General features: G+C 32.8%; 12 protein-coding genes and 1 tRNA gene. 3 read left to right on the top strand and 10 right to left on the bottom strand.

The genetic code is table 11. The features are described 5' to 3' along the window. Positions 1-169: 169 nt before the first annotated feature. The 5 genes from SJY17_RS02200 to SJY17_RS02180 form a co-directional block, all read right to left on the bottom strand. Positions 170-1,465: a tetratricopeptide repeat protein gene (locus tag SJY17_RS02200; RefSeq protein WP_397363822.1), complete on the bottom strand. Its 1,296-nt coding sequence runs from the start codon at positions 1,463-1,465 to the stop codon at positions 170-172. Positions 1,466-1,902: 437 nt separating this feature from the next. Beyond that, entirely contained in the window at positions 1,903-3,180 is a 1,278-nt protein-coding gene (serS, locus tag SJY17_RS02195) for a serine--tRNA ligase (protein WP_397363821.1), read from the bottom strand. Positions 3,181-3,341: 161 nt separating this feature from the next. Then, positions 3,342-4,661, bottom strand: a complete 1,320-nt coding sequence (locus tag SJY17_RS02190) for an HTTM domain-containing protein (protein WP_397363820.1) — start codon at positions 4,659-4,661, stop codon at positions 3,342-3,344. Beyond that, positions 4,654-5,565, bottom strand: coding sequence for a bifunctional riboflavin kinase/FAD synthetase (locus SJY17_RS02185; RefSeq protein WP_397363819.1), 912 nt, complete (start codon positions 5,563-5,565; stop codon positions 4,654-4,656). Before SJY17_RS02185 ends, SJY17_RS02190 begins: the two co-directional genes overlap by 8 nt. An 81-nt stretch (positions 5,566-5,646) precedes the next feature. Continuing rightward, positions 5,647-8,370: a M43 family zinc metalloprotease gene (locus SJY17_RS02180; protein WP_397363818.1), complete on the bottom strand. Its 2,724-nt coding sequence runs from the start codon at positions 8,368-8,370 to the stop codon at positions 5,647-5,649. Between the two features lie 166 nt (positions 8,371-8,536). Here SJY17_RS02180 and SJY17_RS02175 point away from each other — a divergent pair, with 166 nt between their 5' ends. Beyond that, the gene (locus tag SJY17_RS02175; RefSeq protein ID WP_397363817.1) at positions 8,537-9,970 is read left to right on the top strand and encodes a reprolysin-like metallopeptidase; all 1,434 of its coding nucleotides are present in this window, start codon (positions 8,537-8,539) and stop codon (positions 9,968-9,970) included. 45 nt (positions 9,971-10,015) lie between these two features. Then, positions 10,016-11,545 carry a T9SS type A sorting domain-containing protein gene (locus tag SJY17_RS02170; protein WP_397363816.1) on the top strand — a complete coding sequence of 510 codons (1,530 nt, stop codon included), beginning with the start codon at positions 10,016-10,018 and terminating at the stop codon, positions 11,543-11,545. Positions 11,546-11,594: 49 nt separating this feature from the next. Here SJY17_RS02170 and pth read toward each other — a convergent pair whose 3' ends face one another. The 3 genes from pth to SJY17_RS02155 form a co-directional block, all read right to left on the bottom strand. Next, positions 11,595-12,230, bottom strand: coding sequence for an aminoacyl-tRNA hydrolase (pth, locus tag SJY17_RS02165; protein ID WP_397363815.1), 636 nt, complete (start codon positions 12,228-12,230; stop codon positions 11,595-11,597). 80 nt (positions 12,231-12,310) lie between these two features. Next, positions 12,311-12,943, bottom strand: coding sequence for a 50S ribosomal protein L25/general stress protein Ctc (locus SJY17_RS02160; RefSeq protein WP_397363814.1), 633 nt, complete (start codon positions 12,941-12,943; stop codon positions 12,311-12,313). A 64-nt stretch (positions 12,944-13,007) separates the two neighbouring features. Continuing rightward, complete coding sequence (locus SJY17_RS02155; protein ID WP_397363813.1) at positions 13,008-13,949, bottom strand: ribose-phosphate pyrophosphokinase; 942 nt, start codon at positions 13,947-13,949, stop codon at positions 13,008-13,010. A gap of 144 nt (positions 13,950-14,093) precedes the next feature. Here SJY17_RS02155 and SJY17_RS02150 point away from each other — a divergent pair. Then, positions 14,094-14,175, top strand: a tRNA-Leu gene (locus SJY17_RS02150). 139 nt (positions 14,176-14,314) lie between these two features. On the opposite strand, the gene SJY17_RS02145 is transcribed toward SJY17_RS02150, so the two are convergent. Both SJY17_RS02145 and SJY17_RS02140 read right to left on the bottom strand, forming a co-directional pair. After that, positions 14,315-20,704: a T9SS type B sorting domain-containing protein gene (locus SJY17_RS02145; protein ID WP_397363812.1), complete on the bottom strand. Its 6,390-nt coding sequence runs from the start codon at positions 20,702-20,704 to the stop codon at positions 14,315-14,317. Between the two features lie 166 nt (positions 20,705-20,870). Then, on the bottom strand, positions 20,871-22,751 hold the full coding sequence (locus tag SJY17_RS02140) for an OmpA family protein (protein ID WP_397363811.1): 1,881 nt from the start codon (positions 22,749-22,751) through the stop codon (positions 20,871-20,873). Between the last annotated feature and the right edge of the window lie 3 nt (positions 22,752-22,754).

The raw sequence follows: 22,754 nt of genomic DNA, 5'->3' as shown, positions 1-22,754 counted from the left end.
TTGAAATAGCTTCGTTGTTTTTATTTTGAAAAGCTAATAAATCTGCTTTAGCATATTTTTTTAAAGCTACTTGAAGTGAGTCTTCTGCACGATTATCGCTAATTAATAGTTTTAAATCTAATGCATCATTTGCAGTTAACTGAGAGGTTGAAGATTTTAATATTTTAAGCTAAGATTCTGCCCATTTAAAATCGCCTTTATAATAGCTTGTCTTGGCAACTCTAAAACGTGCTTCTTGTGCCAATGTGCTGTTTTTTAAGTTGCGTTCTATTTGTGTGTAGTAAATTAAAGCTTGATTAAACTTTTCTTCAAGCACTAAAATATCTCCTAATTCTAATTTAACTGAAGCTAAATCTCTTTCTGGTATTTTATATTTTAAAGTGTTTTTTAAAATTGAAATTGCGTCTTCTGGATTGTTTAAATAAAAAGCTAAAAAGTGTGCATAACTAACTTGTAGCTCTAAGGTTTGTGGTGTTTTACCAAAAGTTTCAAAAATAGAATTATACTCTTTTTTAATATCTTCATAATCCGAAGCTAGTCCAATTTTTGACTTGATTTTTAATACTTTATGATGACCAGTTAACTTGGTGTCTATATCTTGAGTCGTTTCAATAATGAAGTTAAATATTGACAAAGCATCATCATATTGTTTCTGGTTTTCGGCTATTAAACCTAGTTCAATAATACGATCTAAACTTTCTAACTGACGTTTGTATATTGCTTTTTCTTGTGCAAATGCTTTATGATATTCTTTTTGCTGGATAAATAACCAACTAAGCATTTCATTCCACATTAAATTTGGAGATTGCTGTATTTTTTTTAGCAGTATTTTTCTAAGAAAAATATTGCTTTCGTTTGTACTGTCTTCAGATATAAACTCGCTAACGTATCTTTTTATAGAATCTAAATAATTTGGATTAGCTTCAGCAAAATTTATATAACTATTAAACATTTTTTGCACTTCACCTTGTTCTCCATAAATACGTGCTAATTGCATATTAAAGTTTAGTATAGGCTTTAGTTGCATTGCTTTATTATACGTTGTAATGGCTTGTTTTAAAAGTGATAAATCTTGAAAAGCACGACCAACGCGATAGGCATTATTTGCATTAAGATCTAAAGTTGCAATTGCTTGTTTATAATAGCTGTTTGCATTTATAGTATCGTTTTGTAATTGATAATTATAACCTAACTCTACTAAAAGGTTTGGTACAGCTTTTTTTTGAATAGCTTCAAGTAGTCTAGTTTCTGCATCATTAAACAGTTCTAATTGTTGTTCAATCTTTACTATTTTAATTAAGTAGTTTGAGTTTCGGGTATTTTTACTGTATAATTTTTTATAGCTTGATAATGCTTTTTCAAATTGTCCACTCTTAAAATATTCGTTCGCAACTAGGTCTTCTTGCGCATAAAGTGTGCAAGAGCAAATAAATAAAATTAGTATTAAAAAGCGTTTAAACATCATGATTGTAAATATAACAAATCCAAAAGGTAGAAATTGTAAATATTATGCAAAAAAAATGCCTGAACAAAGTTCAGGCACTAAGCCAATCTAATAAATGTGCTATTAATCATATATATTCAATATAAGATTCAATTACTTGATTGGAATTATCGACGTAATTCAATATTTTATTTTTTTACTTGCGCAATAGTCTCTTTATTAATGTTTTGGTCAGTATTATTGTCTAAAACTTTCACCATTACAGCTAAAAGAAACACGAAAAGCAAGAGTCTTGCAATTGTTTTCATTTTTAAGTAGGTTTTTTAGTGCATCAAAGAAAAGTTATTTTTAATTAACTACAAAGCAAAAACAACAAAAATATTGTAAAACAACGTTATTTTGTGCTTTTAATCGATTCAAAACACTAAAAACGTAAGAAAAAACTTTTTTATTCGGGCTTAATTTATAAACTCAAATCCTGTATAAGGTACTAACACTTCTGGGATTTTTATTCCATCTTCTGTTTGATAATTTTCTAAGATTCCAGCTAAAACTCTAGGTAACGCAAGAGAACTTCCGTTAAGCGTATGCGCTAATTGTTTTTTACCGTCCTTATCTTTTACTCTAAGTTTTAATCTATTGGCTTGAAAAGTTTCAAAATTAGACACACTTGAAATTTCTAACCAACGGTCTTGAGCAGTAGAGAATACTTCAAAATCGTAAGTTAAAGCAGCAGTAAAACCAGTATCGCCACCACAAAGTCTTAAGATTCTATAAGGTAGGTTAAGTTCTTTTAGGATGTCTTTTACATGGTCAACCATTCCATCTAATGCTTTATAAGAATTGTCAGGATGCTCCACACGTAAAATTTCTACTTTATCAAATTGATGTAAACGGTTTAAACCACGTACATGTGCACCATAACTTCCAGCTTCAACCCTAAAACAAGGTGTGTAAGTTGTTAAGCTTTTAGGTAAATCCTTTTCATCTATTAAATCGTTTCTAAAAATGTTAGTTGCTGGGACTTCTCCAGTAGGTATTAAATACAAACTAGGATTAACATTTGTAGCATGATACATTTGTCCATCTTTATCTGGTAATTGTCCAGTAGCTAAAGCAGATGCTTCGTTTACTAAATGTGGTACTTGTACTTCTTCATATCCAGCAGCAGTATTTTTATCTAAAAAGTAAGCAATTAAAGCACGTTGTAATCGTGCACCTTTTCCTTTATAAACTGGGAATCCAGCTCCTGTAATTTTATTACCTAATTCAAAATCTATAATATCATATTTTTTTGCTAATTCCCAATGTGGTAAAGCACCTTCAAATAATTTTGGCACATCACCTTCTTTGTATACCTCTTCATTATCATCTTCGCTATTTCCTTTTGGTACAGAACTATGCGGAATATTAGGTATGGTGTATAATAATTGGTTTAAAGCTTCAGTAGCAGTATTTAATTGCTCGTTTAAATCTTTAGAATCTTCTTTTAAGTCAGATGTTTTTGCTTTTAAAGCGTTAGCTTTTTCGGCTTGACCAGATTTAAATAATATACCAATTTCTTTAGAGATTGTATTGGATTCTGCCAATACAGCATCTAGATTAGTTTGTAAAGCACGACGTGTTTCGTCTAAACTAATTACTTCTTCAATCATTGAAGTAGCATCAATATTTCTAATTGCTAATCTGCTGATAACTAAGTCTTTGTTTTCTCTAATAAATGGTACTTGTAACATGTTTTTTATTTTGGGCGTTACCTAAAGGTCAGGCTTTTCGTTATATCTTTTTTTGCCATATATGGCAGCAAAAAAAGGATGCCACTTCAATCCTTAACGCAAAGTGTAACTTTTAATTATAAGTTGTAAAAGTAGTAAGATTTTATGTAGCTAAAAATAAATTATTTATCTAATTGCGATGGTAGCAACCAATCACTATGCTTAGTGGTCTGCCAATTGATAGTTGTTAAATCTGTTTTTGGATTTATAAGGGTAGTATAAGGTCTACCATTTACACTAACTTTACAATCTGCAAAGATTAATACATCCTGTCCTTTAGACTTATAGATAGCTTTTAAACGTTGTGCAAATTGCCAAATCACATCTGGTTTTGTTGCTACTAATCTTTTTTGTTTTTTGGATAAATAATCGTTTAAATTGATATATGTCTTTTTATTAGTGTTTTTATCAATTATTTTAAAATCTATAAATCCGGATTTAGACCTTAACATCATTCTCCAAGATAGTCTGTGACCTTCTTCTGTCCAAAGCACATTATCTTCTATAAAATGATGTCTAATTGGTAAAATAATTTGAAATATAAAATAAACACTAAGCACACCAATTAATATGGGTTTATAACTTTGTGGTAAAATCTCTGCTTTATCATAAAAAGGTTTCTTTTTTAAAAACAGTTTTTGAATGGCTTTTGGGTCAAAAAAGAAGACCATAAAGGCAAGCGCTAAATAAGGAAAAACACCTACTCCAAAAACAATAGAATTAAATAAATGAAAAAATATAGAGCCAAAAAAAGCAAGTTTTCTAGTGGGTTTAAACAATAATAATGGTATTATAAGACCATCATATAAAATACCTCCATAACCAACTAAATATGGTAAAAACTCATGTTGTAACGCTTGTCCAATTATAGGATAGTTAGCTTTACCTTTCATTAACAGACTGGGTACCGTTAGATCTAACCAATCTGGATATAGTTTTGCTACTGCTGCATAAGTATACATGATAAATAGCTGAATAACAAAAACCCATTTACACCAACTTGGCATTGCTATTTTTTTGATACTTGGGTTAAGTTTAGCGTCAACAGAAGCATATTTATTTGCTGGAAGAAATACCATAATACTACTTATTAAAATAAGTAAGTAATAATGATTATTGTAGGATGCTTTTTGCATTAAATAAGTGCAAGTCCACATAATAGTAAAAGCTAACATACTTGCTCTGTATTTATAGCCAATCATTACCAAAAACCCAAACAGACCCATAATAGCATAGTATGCATACATCCAATTACCAGGTAGTGGTTGTAAAAAATCAAAACCAATAAAATTGAAAGTAAATTCTGGGTCAATTAAAGTGTATTTAACCCAACCTGTAAAAATGGCTCCAACAGATTCTAAAAAACATAGCAAGCCAAAAATAATCCTAAAAACTATTAAGGCACTATTGTCTATGTATTTAAATAGAAATCTATTAAGCATATGTTTTTAAAAAATCTTGTGCTTTTATCTTATCTAAATCTAATTGCTTTTTAAGCTGGTCTAAGTTTTCAAATTTTTGTTCGTCTCTAATTCTATGTAATAATTGAACGCTTAAATTTTTGTTGTATAAAGATTTATTTAAATTAAAAAAATTAATTTCAATACTTTGTTTGGTTCCATTTACTGTTGGATTTGTCCCAATATTCATCATCCCAAACTCCAAAGTATCATCTATCATGGCTTGGACAATATACACTCCTTTTTTTGGAATTAATTTATAGGATTCTTCAATATACAAATTAGCTGTTGGGTAGTTTATTGTTTTACCTAAACCTTTTCCTTTTATAATTTTTCCGCTAAGCATGAAGTTATAACCTAAATACGTGTTTGCTGTAGTAATATCTCCTTCAATTAAAGCAGTCCTTATTTTTGTAGAGCTTATAGCAACATCATTAATGTCTTGCATTGATATCTCTTCAACTTCAAAATTAAGTTGCTCTCCAAACCGTTTTAAGTCATCAATGTTTGCAGTTCTGTTTCTTCCAAAATGATGGTCATAACCAATGATAATATATTTAGCTTTTAGTTGGTCTATTAAAATGTCTTCAACAAAACGATCTGCTTTTAACCTTGAAAACTCTTTTGTAAATTCTTTAACAATCAAATTACTTATCCCAAAACGTTTTAAAAGTTGTTCTTTTTCGTTAATAGTATTGATAAGCTTAATATTAGCATCTTTTTGCAAAACCATCCTTGGATGAGGGAAGAAGGTTAATAAAGACGGTTGTAAACCATCAGTGTTAGCAATTTCTACTAACCGATTAATAATTTTTTGGTGTCCTAAATGGACACCATCAAAAGTACCAATAGTTAAAACAGTATGTTGCTTTTGATTTGTTTTCAATATCTAAATATTATTATGCAAAAGTAAAAAAGCCAATTGAATAAAATCAATTGGCTTTTAAGTTATTTAAAAAATTACTTTTTATTTTTTAATAAAAGGTAATGTAATTGAGTTACTAGCTTTAGAAATTTTAATAAAGTACATTCCATTACTAAATGGAGTTGCGTCTATTGTTAAATCTTGAACACTATTTATTGTGTTTTCAGTAACTAATTGACCTAACATATTGTATACTTTATATGCATTTGGTAAATCATTATCATTACCTACTTTTATGTTTAATACATTATTTGTAGGGTTTGGATAAATTGAAATAGAACTAGCTAATTCAAACTCTCCAGTAGATAAAAATGCTAATTGAGTACCAAAGTAATATTTACCAGCTAAACCATTTGCAAAAGTTGCAGATAATTTAGACTCAGAACCAAAAGCAGTTATTGTAACTGGCATTAATTCTCCAGTTGTATCATTCTTAACGTATAAAGCTGATCTGTTCTCTCCTGTTATTCCTTCCCAAGCAACAAGCTCTGCTTCTGTGAAAAAGAAACTATTATTTACTGCACCAGCTCCAGAATTAGCTGTTGTAATATCAAAAGTTTTAGCAGTTACGTAACCAGCAGTATTTGTTCCACCAGCATAAGATACAGCTCCTGCACCTGCAGTTGCAATGTCTCTAGAAACAGCTACGGTTGTACAACCGTAATCAAATCCACCAGTATTATCTATTTCAGCCATAATATCTGAAGTAGTAGTATCTACAGAATAAACTAAACCTGCTGATATTAAATTAAATTGGTCTAAAGTAGCAGTGTTAACAGCTGTTTGTACTGATGTTGATCCATCTACTGTGACTTCAACCTCATCAATACCTAATAACCACTCATCTACTGTATCGTGATGTCTAAAAGAAATATAAATATCTTGACCAGCAAATGCTGAAATATCTAAATCATAATAAGCACCACCTTGAGCAGGTATAATTGTGTCTACTAATAAAGTCCCAGCAGTTATATTTGCAACAGATCCAATAGAAGTAGAAGCATATACTTCATAATTCTCATTAAAGTAAGTTGCATCACTTGCAGATCCTGCAAAATATCTAAGATTTACAGCGTTTGCTCCAGCTGGAACAGAAACTAATGGGCTTGATATAAAATTATCTGGTGTATATGCAACACCATTCCATGAATAAGATACCATAAAGAAATCTGTATAGATCCCAAAAGGAGTTGCCCAGTTTGCTTCTTCTACAACAGTCCAGTCATTATCTGCTGTACCATCTGCATCAATTAAAGTCCATCCATTATTATCCCCATCAGAGAAATCATCATAAAAAATTGTTGTAGTTGAAGTACTTGTTACAGCATCGTCATCATTTTCAATTACATAATTATAAGTGCTTGTTGACACTGTAGAATTTCCTGAAGTAGATAGGTTTAATGCTAAAACAATTGTTTCATCAGTTTCAACAAAATTATCATTAAAGACTCTTAATGTAACTGAGTTACTTGGAGTTGTAGATCCCATTGGGAACGTAACCGAATTGTTCATTAACATAAAATCTTCGTTTTCTACAGCAGTACCAGAGTTAACTAAAGTAACTGTTGAAGCAGCACTACCGCCTAAAGTTGAAGTTAAGTCAATTGTATAATCTAAGAAGTTACAATTACTTCCTTCTGCAACTTGTCCTGGAGAAGGTGTTCCAGAACCAAAGTTAATTAATGGAGTAGTAGAAGGTGTACAAACTGTAGAGGTTGTTAAAGACGCTCTATTAGTTTGTGTTGCTAAAACATTTACAATTCTAGCTTTTTGATCTACTGTAAATACATTCATACAGGCATCATCTGTGTAGTCCATGTAATTTTCAATCATATCATTTCCAGGATCTGCTGCACAAGAATTTGTTCCAACTACACAACCGTAGTTTGGTGTAGCAACTGCTGGTGTATCAGCACAAAAGTCTCCTCCTGTACTTCCAGTGCCTGTACAACCTCCTTGAAAAGTATGATATAGACCTAAGAAGTGTCCTACCTCATGTGTCATTGTTCTACCTTTATCAAATGGAGCACTTAAATTAAAAGTACCATCATTGTAATCTGAACTTCCAAAGAATCTATAATCAGCAACAACACCATCTGTGTTCGCTGGACCTCCAGGAAACTGAGCATAACCAAGTAAACCTGATCCACCATTAAAAGCAACAGACCACATATTCATGTAGTTAGCTGGATCCCAAACAGAAGATGGTTTTAAAGCATCCATCTGGTTTTGAGCATCTGCTAGACTAGTTTCTGTAATACCATTTTGACCAATATTAACTCTGTTAATACCGTTTGTTGGATTACCATTAGGATCTTGTTGGGCTAAACAAAATTCAACCTCTACATCAGCACCAACTGCATTTGTATTAAAGCCTGGTGTTCCAGCCATACGTCTATAATCCTCGTTCATAACTGTTAGCTGAGAAAGTACTTGAGCATCCGTAATATTTGGTCCTGTTCCTATAGGCTCTCCATTATGTAAAACATGAAAAACTATAGGGATAGTAACTACAACCATTTGGTTGGAAGAACGATTTTGATTGATTTCTTCCACTTTTTCTGCCATTTTTCTTTCAAAAGCTTCACTACCCATCATTTCAGGATTGCTTTGAAGTAATTTAGCATTGTATTCGTCTGATCCACATCTAATTAATTGATCAGTATCTAAACTTGAATTTTGAGAAATTTTTCTTTGATTTTGAGCTTGAGTAACTAAACTAAAAGCAAATAAAAAAGAAAAAAGGTAAAAAGTAATTTTTTTCATTTAATGAAATTTTAGAATTATGGGATAAATTTATGTAAAAATTTACAATTTGTTTGTTAAAATTAAGAGGGAATATTTGTTTTTTTGAAGATTTCACAATAATTCTTGTTATTTTAGTAAAATATATCAGATATATTTAATTATTACACAAAAAAACACCCTCGTTATGAAAAAAAAAATACTTAACATCTGGACATTACTTATCATGTTTTCGGTAGTACTGTCTTACAGTCAGCAAAATTATTGGGTTAAATCATCCGATGATAAAACTAAAGATCTTGATAAAGTAAGAAGAGCATCTTTTCCTTCAGAATATCAAGTGTTTTCTTTAAATATTAATAAATTAAAAAAGGCTATTGAAAACGCACCTGTAAGAGGTGAAAATATTGGTAAATCGAATATTGTAGCATATTTTCCAAATTCTTCTGGGGAATTAGAGCGTTTTAGTATTTCTGAATCACCTATAATGGAACCAGAATTAGCAGCTAAAAACCCAATGATTAAAACTTATAAAGCTGTAGGAATTGATGACCCAACTGCAACCATGCGTTTTAGTATAACACAGTTTGGTTTACATACAATGTCATTGTCTGGAAAAAGAAGTTCTTTATTTATTGATCCTTACACAAAAACGAACGATTTTTATATTGTTTATGATAGAAGTGCTTTAGGTCAAGATTTGCAAGGTTTTGAATGTTTGACAGATGAAAACGTTGAACTAAGATCATTGACAAATGAAACTGCTGGAATGAGAGCAGATACAGATGATATGCAACTTAGAACGTACCGTTTAGCTCAAACTTGTAATGGAGAGTATGGAGCTTTATTTGCTGGTGCTGGTACTGATGCTCAAAAAAAACAAAATATTCAAGCTCAAATGGCAATTACGATTAATAGAGTTAATGAGGTATACGAAAGGGATTTGGCTATTACTTTGGTTTTTATTAATCAAAACGATCAATTAATATATTATAATGCTGCAACAGATCCTTGGAATGGTGAGTATAATACAAAAACACAAGAAGTTATTTCAACAACATTAAATGATGAAAGTCTATATGATATAGGACATAATTTTAATACCTCTGGTGGAGGAAGTGCAGGATGTTTAGGTTGTGTGTGTATAGATGGAGCTCCACCATATACTGGGAACCAAAAGGGAAGAGGTTATACAGGAAGACCAAATCCAACAGGAGATGCTTTTGATATAGATTATGTAGCACATGAAATGGGTCACCAATTCGATGGATGGCATAGTATGAATACTTGTAGTCGTTCTGGAAATGGAATGACAGAGGTTGAGCCAGCATCTGGAAGTTCTATAATGGGTTATGCAGGTATTTGTGCTACAAACGTTCAGCCAAACAGTGATGCTCATTTTAATTATGTAAATATTAGAGATATTTCAGCAAATATTCAACCAGGAGGAACTAGTGATTGTGGTGCTACTATGGCACTTGCAAATCAGCCACCAGTTGCAGACGCTGGTTCAGATTATTCTATTCCACCAAGCACTGCATATGTGTTAAGAGGTTCTGCTACAGATCCTGATGGTTTAGCAAGTTTAACTTATAACTGGAGTCCAAATGACCCATCTTAGGCACCTACAAATGGAGCGCCTCAACCAAATTGGACAACAGGACCTATGTATAGATCTATTTTGCCAACAGCTTCACCAGATAGATATATGCCAAGTTATAGTGATGTCGTAGCTGGAAACTTAACGCCAACATGGGAGGTTACACCTGCTGTAGCAAGAACAATGAATTTTTCTTTTATAGTTAGAGATAATGCTAGTGGTTTTGCTAATGGTATAGGTCAAACAGATGCTGACCTAATGGTTGTAAATGTTGTAGGAAATCAACCTTTTACGGTTGTTACTCCTCCAGCTTGGGGTTCTGGAAGTAATCAGACATTAACTTGGAATGTTGGTACTACTAGTGGAGCAACTATTAATTGTCAATCTGTAAACATAAAATTTTCTACTGATGGAGGTTTAACATTTCCAACAGTATTAGCTTCTGGTGTGCCAAATGATGGAACAGAAGTTGTTGCAATTCCTGCAATTGCAGATACAAATAATGCAAGAGTAATGGTAGAAGCAGCAGATAATATATTTTATGCTTTATCAGATGTATTCCCAATTAATAACACCCCTTCTTTTGTATTGAATGATTCAACAGGAGCTCAAATAGCTTGTGGTATAGATTCTGTTTCGTATGATGTTGATATGATTACTGTTAATGGTTTCTCAGAAACAACTAATTTTACAGCAACCATTAATCCAGCTTTAGCAGCAACTGTAACATTTTCTCCTTCTAGTTTAAATACTAACGGAACTACTGTAGTAGATGTGTCTGGCTTAACTGGAGCAACTGCTGGAGATTATACTATAACAGTTACAGGAACTTCAGCATCGCAAACTAAAGCTGTAGATTTGCCTTTATCTATTGTTGATGGGTTATGTGCTTCTGTAGCAAATACATCTTATCAAACTAGTACTACTTTAGTACAGTATGTTTCAATAGATAATGCTTCTGGAAAGCCTTCAGGTTATAGTGATTATACTGCTATTTCTACTGATGTTAATAGAGGTGTTTCTTATCCTATGACAATTAATCAAAATACAGATGGTAATTACACTTGTATTACTTCTGTTTGGATTGATTGGAATCAGAATTGTGTTTTTGAAGCTAGTGAAGCCTATGATTTAGGATCTGCAACTAATGTAGCAGATGGTCCTTCAGGTAATTCTGGAATGATGGTTATGGTGCCAAATGATGCTGTTATTGGTACAACAACCATGCGTGTAACTACTAAATATGCATCTGCTTCAGATTCTTGTGAAAATAGTCATGATGCAGAGGTTGAAGATTATACTGTTAACGTAATGGCTGCATTATCTGTTTCTGAGTTTGAAAATACTGGAAACTTTAATGTTTATCCTAATCCAAATAATGGTGAGTTTGTTATTGAAATGACAAATAATAATTTAGATAAAACCTTAAATGTAGTTGTTTACGATGTTAGAGGAAGGCGTGTTTATGATAGTTCTTTTGTTAATTCAAATGATTTTAATCAAACTATTAAGTTGAATGATGTTGAAGCTGGATTGTATTTATTAAACGTTACTGACGGAAATGCTACAATGACTAAAAAGCTTATTATTAAATAATATAATTTTAATTAAATTAAAAAAGGGGAAGCTAATTAGCTTCCCCTTTTTATTTTCCGTTAAAGGAATTCATTGTATTATTTATTCCTGCTAAGCCAAAAGATTTTATTATCTCTGAAGATTTTTCTAATCGTTCTGGTAGTTGTTTAATTTCTTCATCTTCCCATTCTCCTAAAACATAATCCACTTGTCTACCTTTACTAAACGCATCACTGATACCAAATCTAAACCTGTTGTATTTGTTGCTATTTAGTGTATTCTGTATGTCTTTTAAGCCATTATGACCACCATCACTTCCTTTTGTTTTAATTCTGATGCTTCCAAATGGTAAGTTTAAATCATCAGTTATAACTAGTAAGTTTTCTAAAGGCACTTTTTCTTTTATTAACCAATAGTGTAACGCTTTTCCACTTAAGTTCATATAAGTGCTTGGCTTAAGTAATATAAAAGTTCTGCCTTTAAGCTTATAAGTTGTAATATCTCCTAACTTTTGGGTTTCAAAAGTCAGTGACTCTTTTTGAGCAAAAAAATCTAAAACTTTAAAGCCTATATTATGTCTGGTGTTTTCATATTTTTCACCAATATTACCTAGACCTACAATAAGAAATTTTTTCATTGGATTTAATTCTTCAACTAAAACAGTGTTGTTTTTTAAACGAAATAATGATTTAATAAAGTCCCACATTGAAATTGATTTTGTTCAAAAATAAAAAAGCATTCTGAATTAACAGAATGCTTTTTTTATAATTCAGTAATAATTTATGTTTATTCCTGAGTTGCTTCTGGTTTAGCTTCAGCACCTTCTTCTCCTTCAGCACCTTCTTCTTCATCTTCTTCATCTACAACAATTGCAGCTCTAGAACGTCTTACTAAACATACAACTGTATTGTCAGGATGCATAAAAGTATAAGCATCATTTGTTAAGGCAGTAATATATAGTTTGTCACCAATTTTAAGATTTTCGATATCTGCATCTATAAAATCTGGTAAATTTCCTGGTACAGCTTTAACTCTTAAACTACGACTGTTTTTACGTAAAACACCACCATTTCTAACTCCTTTAGGGTTTCCAATAAAGTTAACAGGAATATCCATTGTTACTTCTTTGTCTGGGAATGTTTGATAAAAATCTACGTGTAAGATTTTATCTGTTACTGGATGAAATTGGATGTCTTGTAAAATTGCATCAAATTTTTCTCCACTCTCTAACTCAATCACAACTGTATGTGCATTTGGCGTGTATACAAGTTTTGAGAAAGCTAATTCGTGTGCAGAGAAATGCACTGACTTGTCTCCTCCGTATAAAACGCAAGGAACCTGACCAGCATTACGTAAGGCTTTTGTTACTTTTTTGCCCACGCTTTCTCTTTTGGATCCGTTGATTGTAATTGATTTCATTTTTGTTTATTTATATTTAATTATTAATATACTTGATTAGTTAATCTTCTAAATTATTTGAAGATTACATTAAAAATTTTGAGCTTATAGATTTATTATAGTGTACGTTCTGCATCACTTCGGCAAATAAATCTGCACAGCTTAATACTTTTATTTTTTTACTATCTTGTTTTAAAGGAATAGAATCTGTAACTATTAATTCTTCTAGTTTAGAATTTTCAATGCGCTCATAAGCAGTTCCTGATAATATTGGATGTGTACAAATAGCTCTTACACTTAAAGCACCACGTTCCATCATTAAATCTGCAGCTTTGGTTAGTGTTCCAGCTGTATCAACCATATCATCTACTAACACAACGTTTTTACCTGTTACATCTCCAATTAATTCCATATGAGATATTACATTAGCTTTTGCACGTTGCTTATAACAAATAACAACATCACTTCCTAAAGCTTTAGAGTAAGCATAAGCACGTTTTGATCCTCCCATATCTGGAGAAGCAATGGTTAAGTTATCTAAATTTAATTCTCTTAAATACGGTAAAAATATAGTCGAAGCAAATAAATGATCCACTGGTTTTTCAAAAAATCCTTGAATTTGATCTGCATGCAAATCCATTGTTATAATTCTAGTTGCTCCTGCAGTTTCCAACATTTTAGCAACTAATTTTGCTGCAATTGGGACTCTAGGTTTGTCTTTTCTGTCTTGTCTTGCCCAACCAAAATAAGGTAAAACAGCAGTAATATGTCTTGCAGATGCACGTTTTGCAGCATCTATCATTAGCAACATTTCCATTAAATTTTCCGAACTCGGATTGGTCGATCCAATTATAAAAACACGTGACCCTCTTATAGATTCTTCATAAGAAGGTTGGAACTCGCCATCACTATAAGTAGAAGTAATAACCTTACCTAATTCAGAACCATAAGCAGCTGCAATTTTCGTAGCTAAAGTTTTGCTTTGCGTAATGGAAAATATTTTAGCTTCTGGTTTTGTATTTGGCATTGTTAAACTGTTGTTTGGTAGGTTTTTATACTACGCTATTTTTAATGAGGTGCAAATTTAGTATAATTTTTGAGCTTTAAAAGATATTAGACGCTATTTTTAAAGGATTTGTCTAAAATATATTTATTTTTGTCGACTCAAATTGCTCAAGTGGCGGAATTGGTAGACGCGTCGGATTCAAAATCCGATTCTTTCGAGAGTGTGGGTTCGATTCCCACCTTGAGTACAGTAGAGCCTTCAACCTTTTTAAGTTGGAGGTTTTTAGAAAAAAGTCATTTTTTTTTTAATAATTTGATGGTGTAAACTTAAGCCTGAACATTTATTTGTTCAGGCTTTTTTAGGTTTACTTGTTATTGTTTTTGTGCTTATCGCTTTAAGGTAAAGTGCGCCTTAAATTGTTTTTGCTGTGTTAAGTCGTTTGGTTCTTTATAGTCTATGGTAAACCAATAGTCACTTGTTGGCATTGGGTTGCCGTTAAAGGTTCCGTCCCATCCTAATCCTGTTGGACTTAGTTGCTTTAATAACTTTCCGTAACGATCAAAGATGTAAATTACTGCATCTGGTTGGTTTTGGATTCCGTAGATATTCCATGTGTCATTAAAGCCATCGTCGTTTGGTGTAAAGAAGTGTGGGTAGTCCATTACACTTACTGGCAGGCTACTTTCTCCACATCCATTAATGTCTCTTGCTGTTACTATATGATCGCCTCCTGCTACATCTGTAAATGTATAAGTATAGCTTCCGTCTGTATTTAATACTCCTGCTTCCCAAACACCATCATTTAACTGAAACTCGTAGGCTGAAATCCCATTTCCTGTTGCTGTTACCATAATGTTGTGTACGTCTGCAAATGCTTCTGTAGTGACTTCATATTCTATTACTGGTGGCTCACTTTCTTCTACTAAAGTGGTTGCTGAGTTTTGACACATTGTGACTCCACTTGTGGTTACATCTGTTACGATTACTGTATAATTTCCGCCTTGTGTTGGTGTTAAACTACTTCCGGTTTCTCCCGTAAGGGTTGCGCCTTCTAATAACCACTCAAAGGTATAGTCTGTTGTGTTTAGTCCTGTGTCTATTACTGGTGTATTGATTACCTCTGTTCCATTAGTATTGATACATAGTAAGTAGCTGTCTTCTATTTCAAACTCTGGTAATGGATTAACTTGTAAAGTAACTTCTGCGGTTTCATAACAGATTGAACTGTCTATTCCGTTATCTACTACTCCATCGTTATCTAAGTCTACTAGATCTCCTAAACCATCGCCATCTAAGTCTATAAAGTCTATGATTCCGTCTGGCTCGTTATCAAATCCATCTGAAACCATATCGTTGTTTACGTCTAGTAAATCAAAAACTCCGTCTCCATCTGTATCTATTGTATCTATTGCTCCATCTCCATTGACATCTAGACCTGTTGTCCCTAATGCGACTAAATCTAAGCTAATTGGTCCTACTGATTGTATATCATTATCTACACGTACATAAATAACTTGTGGGTTTACAGTGTTTTCATACAAGAATGGTAATGGATTGGTTGCTGCGTCTGCATCTGTTTGTGTTGCATAGTAGCTTACAATATAGTTTGCTGCATCTTGTCCATCTAATACGTCTGGATTTTGGGTTAGTAAATCAAACTGTGCACTATCATTTGTTGTGTCTCCATCAGTTTCCATATTGTCATCACAAATCTCATACACGATTGGTGCCATATCTGGATTGGCTTGTGCGGCTTCTTGGACTTCTATATTAAACGTTGTGGTAGTATCACATCCAGTTACTGTATTGGTAATGTTTACAAATATAGTTTGTGGGTTACTTGTGTTTGTATATGGACTGCTTAAGGCATTCATTGATGTGTCTGCTTCGCCTTGTGTTTCATGGTAGGTTACAGTGAAAATGGTTGGGTCTTGTCCGTTTAAAATCTCGTCTGTTTTACTGTCTAAATCAAATCCGTATTGTCCATCGTTAAATAACTCGCAATAGATATAATCTTCTATTGGGCTAACTACTGGTAATGGGTTGACTATAACGTCAAAACTTACAATGGTGTAACATCCTGTTCCTGCGGTTCCCATTGCATCTGTTCCGTTAGTCACACGTACATAAATAGTTTGTGGAGTAATGGCTGCACCTGGATTGGCTGGATCTTCATTACTATGCATCGTTGGATCTACGATTTGGTTAGTTCCCATTAGGGCTTCATCTAAATCTGTATAATAACTTGCACTTACTCCTGTTTCTCCATTAATGGTTGCGACTTCATTGGTGGTTAGGTCAAAGATTTCTATTAAATCGTTTGGTCCAACTACATTAACATCATCACACAACTCTAAATTATCTGGTGTTGGTGTTGGTGTTGGGTTTGGTAACACACGTATGGTTAGGGTTGTAAAACTGAAACATCCTGTGTCTGCATCTGTGACTCTTACATATACTGTTTGTGGATTGGCTGGATTGGTTCCTACCATCATGTTAGTATACATCGTTGGGTCTGCTATGGCGTTTGCATCTGCATCTGCATCTGCTTGAGTTTCGTAATAAGTGACTATCCAACTGACGTTACCTGCTGTGATTTCGTCATTTTTAACCGTTAAATCAAACGTAGCCATGTCATCATTGTTTTCGTAATAATTTGCATCTAACTCATCGCAAATTGCTAATGGTGTTGGTTGTACAATTACTGGTGGTGCTTCTACACGGATAATAAACTCTCCTGTTGTTACACATCCATTGGCTATGCCTTCTAATCTGATATAAATAGTTTGTGGATTAGTGGCATTGGTGTAATTGCCTGTATTGACTATTGGGCTGGTTCCATTTTCTGCATTTAATAATGTTGTATGATAGGTTAATACAAAATCTGCTGGGTTTTGTGTCCCTAAGATTTGTGGTGTCATAACGGTATCAAAATCAAATTGATTAAAGCCATCATTGTTATCATCACAGACAATATAATCGTCCAATACAACTGGTACGACTGGTGAGTCTTGTACTTCTAGTGGTAATATAACTACTGTGATACAACCTGTAAGATCGTTTTCTGCTCTTACATAAATCATTTGGTTATAGGCTACAATATTGGTGTATGGACTTACTAATGGGTTTAAATCATTAGCAGCATCTGCTGATGTTTCGTGGTAACTGATGCTTACATCTGGCTCACTATTTAGTATTGTTGCTGTTTGACTGTCTAAATCAAAAGTGGTAAACCCATCATTATCATCATCACACTCTACTAATGGTGTAGGATTAACTACTGGTGATGGGATTGGGTTAACTCTTAAGTCTAAGGTTATAGTACTAACACATCCTGTAACATTGTCTTCTGCTCTTATATATACTGTTTGTGGGTTAACAACATTAGTGTAGGGACTAGAAATTTGATCTGCTGGATCTGCAGTATCCGCTCCTAATTGTGTTAGGTAATGGGTTAATGTGATACCTGTTTGTCCTGCTAAAATTTCTGCATTAGCATCTTCTAAGTTGAAAGCTTCCACCTCGTCTCCTGGGTTGTTATAATCACATAAAGCTAATGGTGTTGGTTGTACTAATACTGGTAATGGATTTACTATTAAATCCATACTGGTTATCGTCTCACATCCATTGGTATTATCGTCTACACGTACCCAAATAGTTTGCATATTTGGTGTTGTGTTAATATAAGCGTTTGGTGTTGCTATGGCGTTTTGGGGTACTTCTGCATTAGCTTCTGTAGTATAAAACGTAATGGTGTAATCTGCTGCTGCTAAATCATTTGTTGCATCTGCATCTAATTGGTTTAGAATTTCTGGATTGTTTAATTCTAAATCAAAGGTGGCAATACCGTCTGCATCATTATCACAGACTTCTAATGGACTTGGATCTGTAATTTGTGGTGTTGGGTTGACTATTAGGACTAGGTCTACAAATGTAGCACAGGCTGTTAAAATCGTTGCACTTTCTACACGTACATAAATGGTTTGCATATCCTCTACAATGTTATTGTATGGACTAGTTAATGGGTTAACATTGTTGTCTGCATCTGCTGATGTTTCGTGATACGTTACTGTTAATCCTGCTACTCCTCCTGTAATTTCTGCTTCTGAATCTGTTAATGTAAATACCCCAAAACCATCACTGTCTGGATCACAAAATAATAAATCTGCTGGTGTAAAAGCTACTGGTGCTTGCTGTACATCTAATTGTAATGTAGTTGTTGTAAAACAACCTGTTGTTGTGTCTTCTACTCGAACAAATATAATTTGGGGGTTACTTATATTTGTATAAGGTATTGATAATACATTGATTCCAGCTTCAGCATCTACTTGTGATTCATAATAAGTAACAGAATAGACTGGATTACCTCCTGAAATCTCATTGTTTTTTAAACTTAAATCGATAGATGTAAATCCGTCTGGTGTACCATCGTCACATACTTCTAAAGGAGTAGGTGTTATAGCTGTAGGCCCTAAATGTACTGTTACTGTTTGATTAGTTGTTTCTGGACAAGGTCCATTAGTAGTATAATCAACACTATAGGTGGAGCCGAAATCTCCATCAGTAATTAAACCTGAAGATGCGTCTATTGTTGCAGCATCTGTTGGAGGAGTATTAAATGTAAAAGTACCTCCTGGAGTTGTTATTGAATCTACAAATCCTCCATCACAGGTTGGTTGTATTGTAAATGATGGATCATCAGATAGTGGTATATTTAATTGCTGTGTACTTATTGTTGGACAAGCTCCTGCTGTAGTATATTCAATAGTATAAGAGGTTCCTGATACTCCATTAGTAACTGTTCCTGTAGCTAAATCTATGGTTGCTCCATCAGTAGCAGCTGGATTAAACACATAAGTTCCACCTGGTGTTACAACAGAATCTATAGTACCTCCATTACAATCCGCTAAAACGGTAAATGATGGATCATCTTGATTTAAAACAGTAACATTTTGGAAACTATTTTCAGGACAAGGACCAGTAGTAGTGTATTCTACTGTGTAAGTCGTTCCAGATGTACCATTAGTAACTTCTCCTGTAGCAGAATCTATATTTACAGCATCTGTTGGTATAGGGTTAAAAGTAAATACTCCACCCATATCACCAATAATATTCATTGTTGCTCCACTACAATTTTCTATCACAGAAAATGCAGCATCCTCAGCAGTATAAACTGTTACTGTTTCAATACTAATTGCAGGACAAGTCCCATTAGTAGTATATTCAACGGTATAAGTAGTACCAGACACACCATTTGTAATAGTTCCCGTTGTAGAATCTATAACTGCTGTATCAGTTGGTGTTGGATTAAATGCATAACTTCCACCTGAAGTAGTAACCATATCTGTAACACCTCCATCACAAGTTGGTAGCATTGTAAATGAAGCATCATCTATGGTTTGCACTATAATTGTTTCGGTAGAGTTAACTGCTGTTACACAGTTTGGGTTTAAGGCATTTGTTACTGAAACAATCTCAATATCTGTATTAGAAATTAAAGCTGGAATAGTTAAAGTAAAATCACCTGTGTTATCTAAGTTAAAAGTTTGACTTGAACCACTATCAATATTATATGCTATAATAGCATTAGGGTCTCCAGAAAATTGTAACTCACCATCTTCACCTTCGCAAATAGGTGAACTATTAATTATTGTAGGTATTGTGTTATTTGTAACTGTAACGGTTTGAGTATCTGCAAGAGTTTGAGAACAAATAATTACACCAGAATTATTTAATATTTGAGCATCAACAAGCTCAAAAGTTACATCAGTTGTAGGTGTTTGTATAATATCACCCATTCCTGTTGTATCTAATAAAATGTTTTGAGCAACTCCATTTTCCGTATAATGTATGGTTGAATTAGGAGTACCTGTAATTGTAAATGTAACATTATCACCTTCGCAAATCGCCAGATTAGAAACAGCTAAGGTTGCACTAGGAATAGGAGAAACAATAAGGTTAAAGTCAACTAAACTATAGCAATCTGTTCCGCCAGAATATACTTTAGCATAAATTTGTTGAGGGTTTGATGTGTTTGCATAAATACCAGGTAAAGGATTAATGCCATCTGTAGCGTCTGCTAAGGTTTCATAAAATTCTATAGTATTATTTACTAAATCTAAGTTAATACTACTTTGTAAACCATTAAGATTAAAAATTCCAATATCAGGAGTACTACTACATTGTATTTGGTCATCAATTTGATTTGCAGTAGGAGGAGTAGGAAAAGCACCTGTTCCAGTTGTAGCAGTTCCAGTCCACTGGATTTCAAAACCACCATCTCCAGCTGGTCTGTCAATAACTATAAAATAAGATTCTCCAACATTAACATTTAACCAAAAAACATATCCATTACCATTAGCACCAGGACCTGTTTGTGTTAAAGTAGTACTTCCATTAATTCCTGTTAGGTTGTTTGCTAATCCAGCTTGATCTGGATTTGTAGTAGCACATCTAATAGGGTTACCTAAGTTTGAACATACTGCATTTGGGCCATAAACCCAAAAATCATAATCAACAAGTGTGCTTGGGTCATTAGGGATTAAGTCAAATCCTAGTGTTCCAGCCTGAACAATATTAACTTCTAACCATAACGAATTATGTTCAAAACCACTACATGCATTAACTTCAAAATCATCACCAGACCCAGTAGCATTAGACATAAAACTTCCGTTACCACATACAGTTACAGCATCTACACAATCATTAGGTTCTTGTTGTGCGTTTAATTGTGTAAACAATAAAACAAAAAAACCAAAAAATATTATCTTCCTCATTTATATAATTTTAAAATTGAAGCCAAAATATTAATGACTTCAATTTTTTTTATTCAAACCTAGTTTAAGCAATTTACTTTTTTTTGTAAAAGCTTTATCTACAAAACAGTTTTATTTGATAAATTCCTACTTGAAAACATCATTTTATTTTAAAAAAGCAAGACTTTTATTTTTCAATGATTAAGAATTCAGATCGCCTGTTTTGTGCATCTTCTTCTTCTGAACAATTTGACATGCAATCTATTTTTGGAGTAGAACTTCCTAAACCTTTTGCAGAGAGTCTGTTTCTACCAATTCCTTTGTATATTAAATATTGGACCGTTGCTTGAGCTCTTCTTTCAGATAAATTTAAATTATATGCAGATTTTCCTTTAGTATCTGTATGTGATTGCACTAAAATTTTCATGTTAGGATAATCGTTCATAATTTTAACTAGCTTATCTAATTCTGATGCACCTTGTTGTGTAATATTACTTTTATTAAATTCAAAATAAATATTACCAAGCTTTACTTCTGTTTCTGTAATAATTTCATTTACTTCAATTTGAATAGGTTTAAGTAATGCTTCTAATTCTATTTTTTCAACTTTAGAGTTTTCAATGTTTAGGCTTGTAGTTTCATAACCATCTTTTGAAACTGAAAGTGTATAATCATCACACCCTAAATTAAAGTATGCTTGACCCTTATTTGTAGTTGTTTTGGTTTTAATGATATTGTTTTGGTTATCTAAAATAGTAACAACTGCATTTGAAACTTTTGCATTAGTTTTGTTGTCTTTTACTTTTGCAATGATTTGAAATTTACAGATAGGAAATGCTTTGTATATATTATCTGCGCCAGATCTGTTTGATGAAAAGAAGCCGATTTCCTTTAAATCATCAATACTAAAAGCAAAATCGTCTCTTTTAGTATTTATTCCCTTTCCCAGGTTTATAGCTGTACTTTTTTTGTTTAAATCATATTTAAAAATGTCTAACCCACCAAGACCTTGAATTCCGCTTGAAGCAAAATACAGGACATTATTTTTACTTATAAATGGAAAACCTTCTTTACCAGTTGTATTAACTTCGGTTCCTAAATTTTCTGGTTCTCCATAAGAGTTTCCATTGACACTGATTTTCCAGATATCAGAATCTCCAAAACCACCTGACATGTTTGATGCAAAGTACAGTGTTTTTCCATCGTAACTTAAGCTTGGGTGACTTACTGTATAGTCTTTACTGTTTATTGGTAAAGGTGTAATATTACTCCATTTCCCCTCTATTAAAGTTGCTTTATATAAGCCTTGTTGTGCTAACTTAACTCTGTTTCCTTTTAACTTTTTAGAACTTCCTTGACTATGACCATCTCTTGAAAAAAACATAGTTTTTCCGTCTGCACTTATAGTTAAAGGACCATCGTGAAATAATGTGTTTAATTCTTCTACTTCTTCTGGATCTGTTAACGATCCATCATCATTAAGTGTTGATTTATAAATGTCTAAATAAGGTTGATTAGTCCAACTATCTTTTCTTTTAGAATTTTTTCTAGTACTTACAAAATACAAATCGTTATTATTAGTCAAAACTGCTCCAAAATCGCTTTGTTTGTCATCGTTTATATTAGTGTTTTCTATTTCAAATAGTTTTGATCTATCAAGCAATAATGGCACGTAGTTTGGGTTCTTAAGAAACTCTATAGCACGTTGGTCATTAGGTAGTAATTTTGAAAAGGCAGCCATTTGTTTGCTTGCAGACTCATAATCTCCTAGAGATTTTAGTACTTGAGAAAAACGATAATAAGTTTCAGCGTCTTGCTTAGATTCTGTTGCTTTAGCATACCATTTTGATGCTTCTTCAATATTAAAAATATTGTAGTTACTATCTGCTAATTGCTTATAAACATAACTGTCAGCTTTGTTTTCTTGAACTAATTTAGAATACGCTTCTATAGCATCAACAAATTGATAACTGTTAAACAATTTATCTGCTGTTTCTGTTTTTTTTGTTTGTCCAAAGCTTGTTGTTGTAATCAATAACAAATATAAAAGACTATAAAATTCTTTCATTTT

It is taken from the genome of Olleya sp. R77988 (assembly GCF_044594215.1).
Taxonomy (GTDB): domain Bacteria; phylum Bacteroidota; class Bacteroidia; order Flavobacteriales; family Flavobacteriaceae; genus Olleya.
This window is presented reverse-complemented; position numbering and strand designations above follow the sequence as displayed.